The following is a 6597-nucleotide window of genomic DNA, read 5'->3' as shown; positions in this document are numbered from 1 at the left end:
GCTCACGGATTCTGTCCATGCGCTTCACGAAGTTCTCCAACTGGGCATCAAGATAGTTGAATGCCTCTTCCTCGAATACGATGAATCCCATACTTTTCTTTTTTCTAAGTTAATACTATGTTATATGTCGCAAAGCTCCACGCATATGCTGTGCTCCACGTTTGTGAGTGCAAAGATAAGGCACTGCAATCTAAAAACAAGCGTTTTCAATTTCTGTGGCAGTATGTTGCCGGGGTTTGCCGACTTCAACGCCAAAAACAACAAGAAAAACTTGCACGACTGCAACGAATACATGAACTATGATGAGTTGAGAAATACGTTGAAGTTATCACAGCTGTTCTCATTCACCCACAAGCAAGCCATAACTAAATTGCCACGTTACACCCAATCAGTTGCATGGCTGCACTCAATACACTTACTTTGCACCCGACAATCGGTCAATGGTGCAAACCGTGACCACTATACTAACAAATAAAACAGCATAAGCTATGGCAAGAACAAAAGATGCAGTCTTGACTCCTGAGCAAAAGGAGCTGAAGGAAAAAGAGTATTTGGATTTTGTTAAACCATCTACGTATGGCAACAAAGCCAATCCAAGTAGTTGTAATTCTCTCTATGATGATGTAGAGAACCCAGAGTTGAGAGCAATTGTAGAGAAAGTTGCTGCAACAACTCCCTATAGAGAGGAAACATCAACGAACGAGGCTCAATCGCCACCGAATCCGCAGAAGCGCATCAGCGGCAAGCAGCGCAAGGCGACATTAGAGGAGTATCAGCAGACCTTCCTCCAAGTTCCAAGGATTGACGACCGCAAGCCAGTCTTCGTCAGTTCCGATGTACGAGACCGTCTTGATCGTGTCGTCCGCATCCTCGGAGGGAGACGCATGAGCGTATCGGGCATCATCGAGAACATCGTGCGCCACCACCTAAGCCTTTATGAAGAGGACTTCGAGGCTTGGCGCAAATTGTGAGAATTAAGGTCTGCGACCTTGGACGTGGATAGCTGAAAGGCTGTAGTTCCAACTAACGTGTTCTGAGAGGGAGCGAGGTTATGTTTTGGGAACCCCAAAACGCCTCGCTCCACCATGAGGGCGGAGGAATTTTGCTCCCGGCGGTCGCAGAAAGTAAGTGTACCAACTGTAAACAGTATATCGAATGACAAGCATACATGAACAGGACAAGAAAAAGGGCGGAAGACCGCCCACAGACAGGGTTCGCAAGTTGTCGAAGTCTGTCACGGTGAAGTTCTCGAAGCCAAGCTACGAGGCATTGAGACTGAGGGCGAGAAAAGCCAACCGCAAGTTGGCGGAGTACATCCGTGAGTCCGCTTTGAACGGCGAGGTGGTCAGTGGACACAACACTGAGACGGTTGCCATTGCCAAGAACCTCATCGGTATGGCAAACAATCTCAACCAACTTACCAAGTTGTCGCATCAGAGAGGTTTCCATGAAACCCATGTATATGTGGTGGACTTGTTGAGAAGATTGAAATCCATCCTTGGTGAGTATCGCCAAGCAAGTCCAAAATCGAAGCCATGCGGAATAGGCAGAAAGGAGGATGCCACATGATAGGCAAGCTAAAGAAGGGCAGCTCATTTGCTGGTTGCATCCGCTATGTTACAGGCAAGGACGAGGCGAAAATCCTTGCCTCTGATGGTGTGTTACTCGGCACGAATGCCGAGATAACGCAAAGTTTCGAGCTACAGAGGCAACTAAATCCAAGGATTAAGAAGCCTGTGGGGCACATAGCTTTGAGCTTCAAGCCCGAGGACAAGCCACGTTTGACGGATGAGTTCATGGCTAAGATAACCCTTGAATACATGCAGATGATGGGCATCACCGATACACAATTCATCATCGTAAGGCATCACAACACGGACAATCCACATTGTCATATCGTGTACAACCGCATTAATAACGAGGGCAAACTCATATCAGACAGGAATGATTACAGGCGTAATGAGCAGGTGACCAAGGCTCTTAAATCCAAGTATGGATTTACTTACGGAACGGACAAGAGCAAGACTAACACTCGCAAATTGCGCAATGCGGAGCGTGCCAAATACGAGATTCACAATGCTGTCAAGGATGTCTTGAAAGGCGCTGATAGTTGGCAGAAGTTCAAGAATGAACTTGCAAAGCGAGGTGTTCTCTTGGAGTTAGTCTATAAGGACAAGGAGCGAACCAAGGTTCAAGGCATCCGTTTCTGCAAGGATGGATATAGCTTCAAGGGTACGCAGATTAGCCGAGACTATAGCTTTGGCAAACTGAATGCGAGATTTGAGGGAACGGAGAACCATTTATCAGCAAGAGCCAGTTCTACTCAACAATATGAGCAAGGTAGTTTCAAGGACGAGCTGTTGCCATTCATGTCGGAGAGCAGCCTGAACCCATGGAATGGTATTTCTTCCATAGGACTCTTTGCTCCTGCCAATGCACAGACCTTTGAGCAATTCCCAGAGGATGAATCATCCAAGAAAAAAAAGAAGAAACGCAGAAGAGGCTTTAGCCTTTGATGCAAGTCATAAACTTAATTAGAATCGAACATGAAAGAAGAAATGTTAGAAGCCATCTACGGCACAGTTGAGAGATTGGAGCAAAAAGTCGATGAACTTTCTGCCTCACCAAAGAATACAGAGGCGGAAAGCACTCCGGTCTCTGTAAGTGTTGATACAAGCAAACTTGAAAAAGCTATTCTTGCTATGGCTGTAAAAGAAGGGGAAGCTATTGACAAATTGGTAAGATTAAGAGAAGCTATCTGCATTTTTACCGACCTTACCAAGAAAGAAGCAAGTAACGGAGAACAGCGAAGCAAACTCTTGTTTGATGCAATTAATCAGGTGAAACAAGAGCTGAATGCCACATCAAAAAATGTGCAGGAAAAACTTCACGCAATGGGTAATACACCTCTGAAGAAAGTTGTGACTCATCGCTTCGAGCCAACTTCAAAGTATGTTCTTCTTTTCATTGGTGGCTTGGCTCTATCTCTTGTTCTCTCCATTTGGGGCAATCTCACCCAATGGCGAGCGCATCAAGATTGGGAGGAGGCTGACTTGAAATATCGTGCTTTGAAGATGGTTCTTCCATCTAACGATCCAAATGTTCGATACATCGAAAAGAACTTTTCTGTATGCCCAAATAAAGAAGTTATTGAGAAAGTGAGAACTCATGTAAATATTTACGAGGACTCAATTCGCTATCATAACGAAATGATACAGATGGCAGCAATTAAAGATAGCATTGCTAATAGCCTATTTAAAGAGGTGAATGAAATTAAAAAGAAAATTAATCAGAAATAATAGATAACGACCATCTGGTACAAGCGCATTCTTCGTTTCGAATCGGGTAGGAGGTAAATGCTAATCATAAAAGGCAGTTGCTTCCTATTTTCACATTTACCGACCTCCCACACCAGGCTTATTAGGGACTTGCACCCATTAGATAAGCTCATGCCGAGCAATCGAGTAGGAGGAAAACGAAGCAGTTTTCTTCCTGCTCGATTCACTTGTTGCGTCTGTTTTTTGAATCCATGCCTTTAGAGAAAGCACGAAGTTGTTGCTTCCCAAGGAGGCCATGAAGTGGTGATGAACGGAGAATAACACTATTCACTCTCTCTCGGAGGGTGTGACAGAAGTTCTTTTTGTACAAACACTCCTTTCTCGAACTTCCATTTTCCAAACTCATAATCAACGGCAGAACCACGGCTGAAAGATTCAATAATCTTTTCTTTTTCGTTAAGCGTAGGATTGGGAATATCATGGAATGATGGAACAAACAAGAACTTCTGCTTGACTTCATTCCAGACATAAGCATCCCAATATTCCACACCTTGATTTCCGAATTGTCCCAAATATACCAACAGATCTTTATTGCCATCAAACGTCACATCAGCCATCAGACAGCTATCCTTCCGGCCACCATTTGGGTCAAAAGTATCGTCCTTTGGATAAGAGAAAGGTATAATTTGTACAGTTTTCTCCCCTCGCATAATAAATACTTCAAAATCGAAATCCTTGGACTTGGGAGATTGTGTTCTTATAACAGCGTTAAGCGTATCTTCCGATGCAATATCTTGCTTGGTAAAGACCTTGCCCGAAATCACACTATCGGTGTCAATAGACATGCTGTCTTTGGTAGGGTTTCCCTGCCCCACCTTACTTTCCTTGCAACCGAAGATCAACATCAAAGAAAGTATTACTAATGTACTATCGATAATTCTTTTCATTGTCTTTAAATATTTTGATCATTTCATTGCGTTATTTTTTATTATTGTATGCAAAGGTAGTGCTTTTAGCCTTTAAGCCACTATCACACAACCCCTTTCTTTGAAAAGAACGTAAAATCAATAGTATTATTGCGATGATTGTACTTTTATTAATCGTTTCACTCGTTGTACGGTATTTACCCCTTAAACGGATGATTTCCCGACAACAGGAGTCAATAACATTACAATAAGTCCACAAAAGGAAGAACAGATATATGATTTGTCTGGGAAAAAGGTAATATCTACAACTCATTAAAAAGAAAAAATTAGAAAGGAATTATGGAAAGCGATATTTGCCCATAATTCCTTTTTATTTTTATATGACCCCACCAACTCCAATTGGATATAATCAAAACGGTACGACCGGTTTCCAGAAATCGCTAATTTGATTTAGTTTCAAGTTTCTCTTCCAAACATTAGCTTTAATAAAATGCTCTTCATAAACAGCCCTGTCTCGCTCTGGATAAATGTTCCCTTTCCAATATTGTCTCAATTCGGCAACCTTAATGAGATGTCCATTGGTGCATACATATTTTGCATATTCGTTCTCTGCGGAAGAAACATACACTCTTGAAAGAATACACTTGTATTTGTCGCTGATTTGGGGGTTTGGAATATCTTTGAATTCTTCAATTTTGTCATAATGCTCAGTATTAGGATTCCAAACACATGCATCAAAATGTTCAGTGCCAGAAGCACCAAAGCTACCCAAATAAAACAGCACATCTTCTTTTATACCGTCAAAATTCAAGTCAGTCAACAGACAACTATCAATACGTTCTTCATTTGGTACAAGATCATCATCTTCAGGATATTTGTATCCGAAGCGATGAATGGTCTTGTCGCCACGTTTTATAATCACTCCATAATCAACATCGTCAACCTCATGCTCTATCATAAGGCTTAGAGTGTCGTCATTACTTCTCATAGAAGAATCAGAAGTTGCTTCTTTCTGTGGAACACATTTCGTTTTATTCTTATAGCATCCCCATACTACAAGAAAACTACAAAAAATGAGTAGAATAAAAACTATCTTTTTCATACTTATTTTTATTTTTATTGCGACAAAGATACAGAATTTCTTTTTATTTTCTGCAAAAATTAGCAATTTTCTTACTCCACCAATAGCAATTGGATATAAATCGTGCTGTGGGAACTTCTCGCAGCCGATATAGAGCGTTTCGAAGGCATCGGTGCCGTCGGTACGGTGTTCGAGAAGGTATTTGTTCTCACCAAAAAGGTGCAGATGAAGCGAAGCGTAACAGGAGATGATGCCGATGGCTGCTGCCCACAAAGGAAAAGCCCTTGTCCTACGTTGGTTGGGCGCAAGACAAATGCTTTATCTATTAAGGTGGATTCGGATGGAGTCCACGTTAATATGTTCATTCAGTGAATCATTAGCATGTAATTTACCAAAAGGGTCAGTATAATAATATTTGAAAATATTTACTCTGGCGCCCATTCCAGTATGTGCTACTATATATTGTGTATTTGGCAATAATTTTATGAATGAAGGGTCGCGATTATATTCTCGTGTGTATGAAGAGGATTCAATTACTTTAAATTTATTTGGAATCTTCCTTTCTAAATAAATGGTGTCAACTTCCTTGCATGGTTTCGGGTTTCGTAGGAAAAAGTCATAAGTATATGCTTTGCTAAGGCTGTCCCATGGCTCAATGGAAAAATGCAGCATTTGGTTGATGTAAAAAACTTGTTCTTTTTCAGATAGTTCAAAATCATGATTGTCACAAGAGCACATCAAGAACAAACACATTGCAAATATTATAATATACTTCATATTGAAAACTTTAATGAAAACTACATATTGACCTTTCTGATAAGTTCACTAACAACATTTATTGTTGAGTTTATATTTTGCTCTTTTCTTTCACCTTTACAGGCATACAAACAGAACAAAATTATTACTATGAAATACTTTTGCCACATATAGTAAAATTTCTGATTGAACATTCAACTTTTCTTTTCAAGGATTCTAAGAACTTGACTGGCTCGCCTGTGCTTGAGCTCGCAAAATTGCCCCTTTTATGGTTTGGACAGCTTTATCTACTGTTATATTGTTTTCTTCCATTATACTCTGTTTTGATATTATTTACAAAGGTAGTGCTTTTAGCCTTTAAGCCACTATTGCACAACCCCTTTTTTTGAAAAGAACGTAAAATTAATAGTTTTATTGCTGTGATTGTACCCCATTAAACAAACTATGCCAACAAATGTGTAGAATAAAGATTCTTTGTATGATAATAGCTTTGCAACTATATCTATACATTGAATTACAACAAAAAAATGTGTGGGAGCACAATGTTTTCTATCTA

General features: G+C 40.6%; 9 protein-coding genes. 6 read left to right on the top strand and 3 right to left on the bottom strand.

Features of this window, described 5'->3' with window-relative positions; translation table 11 throughout:
• Window positions 1-163 precede the first annotated feature (163 nt).
• From P3T48_RS14270 to P3T48_RS14250, 5 genes are all read left to right on the top strand, one after another.
• The gene (locus tag P3T48_RS14270) at window positions 164-475 is read left to right on the top strand and encodes a hypothetical protein (protein ID WP_276507130.1); all 312 of its coding nucleotides are present in this window, start codon (window positions 164-166) and stop codon (window positions 473-475) included.
• 13 nt (window positions 476-488) lie between these two features.
• On the top strand, window positions 489-971 hold the full coding sequence (locus tag P3T48_RS14265) for a DUF3408 domain-containing protein (RefSeq protein ID WP_276507129.1): 483 nt from the start codon (window positions 489-491) through the stop codon (window positions 969-971).
• A 184-nt stretch (window positions 972-1155) separates the two neighbouring features.
• Window positions 1156-1569: a plasmid mobilization protein gene (locus P3T48_RS14260; RefSeq protein WP_276507128.1), complete on the top strand. Its 414-nt coding sequence runs from the start codon at window positions 1156-1158 to the stop codon at window positions 1567-1569.
• On the top strand, window positions 1566-2516 hold the full coding sequence (locus P3T48_RS14255; RefSeq protein ID WP_221646426.1) for a relaxase/mobilization nuclease domain-containing protein: 951 nt from the start codon (window positions 1566-1568) through the stop codon (window positions 2514-2516). Before P3T48_RS14260 ends, P3T48_RS14255 begins: the two co-directional genes overlap by 4 nt.
• Before the next feature lie 30 nt (window positions 2517-2546).
• Window positions 2547-3299, top strand: coding sequence for a hypothetical protein (locus P3T48_RS14250; protein ID WP_276507127.1), 753 nt, complete (start codon window positions 2547-2549; stop codon window positions 3297-3299).
• Between the two features lie 302 nt (window positions 3300-3601).
• Here P3T48_RS14250 and P3T48_RS14245 read toward each other — a convergent pair whose 3' ends face one another.
• Complete coding sequence (locus P3T48_RS14245; protein WP_118192582.1) at window positions 3602-4225, bottom strand: XAC2610-related protein; 624 nt, start codon at window positions 4223-4225, stop codon at window positions 3602-3604.
• Window positions 4226-4613: 388 nt separating this feature from the next.
• Window positions 4614-5306 (bottom strand): XAC2610-related protein, encoded by a 693-nt coding sequence (locus tag P3T48_RS14240; protein WP_200756696.1) that lies wholly within the window; start codon window positions 5304-5306, stop codon window positions 4614-4616.
• Between the two features lie 102 nt (window positions 5307-5408).
• Here P3T48_RS14240 and P3T48_RS14235 point away from each other — a divergent pair, with 102 nt between their 5' ends.
• The gene (locus P3T48_RS14235) at window positions 5409-5657 is read left to right on the top strand and encodes a hypothetical protein (RefSeq protein ID WP_200756698.1); all 249 of its coding nucleotides are present in this window, start codon (window positions 5409-5411) and stop codon (window positions 5655-5657) included.
• A 749-nt stretch (window positions 5658-6406) separates the two neighbouring features.
• Here the strand turns inward: P3T48_RS14235 and P3T48_RS14230 are convergent.
• Window positions 6407-6597, bottom strand: a 191-nt coding sequence (locus P3T48_RS14230; RefSeq protein ID WP_276507126.1) for a hypothetical protein, incomplete at its 5' end; no start/stop codon positions are given.

The sequence above is a fragment of the Segatella intestinalis genome (genome assembly GCF_029348455.1).
Lineage (GTDB): Bacteria > Bacteroidota > Bacteroidia > Bacteroidales > Bacteroidaceae > Prevotella.
This window is presented reverse-complemented; position numbering and strand designations above follow the sequence as displayed.

Bases quoted from the DNA above. Each gene is read 5' to 3' on its own strand.
- P3T48_RS14265 (WP_276507129.1), top strand. From the start codon at position 489: ATGGCAAGAACAAAAGATGCAGTCTTGACTCCTGAGCAAAAGGAGCTG.
- P3T48_RS14260 (WP_276507128.1), top strand. From the start codon at position 1,156: ATGACAAGCATACATGAACAGGACAAGAAAAAGGGCGGAAGACCGCCC.
- P3T48_RS14255 (WP_221646426.1), top strand. From the start codon at position 1,566: ATGATAGGCAAGCTAAAGAAGGGCAGCTCATTTGCTGGTTGCATCCGC.
- P3T48_RS14250 (WP_276507127.1), top strand. From the start codon at position 2,547: ATGAAAGAAGAAATGTTAGAAGCCATCTACGGCACAGTTGAGAGATTG.
- P3T48_RS14245 (WP_118192582.1), bottom strand. From the start codon at position 4,225: ATGAAAAGAATTATCGATAGTACATTAGTAATACTTTCTTTGATGTTG.
- P3T48_RS14240 (WP_200756696.1), bottom strand. From the start codon at position 5,306: ATGAAAAAGATAGTTTTTATTCTACTCATTTTTTGTAGTTTTCTTGTA.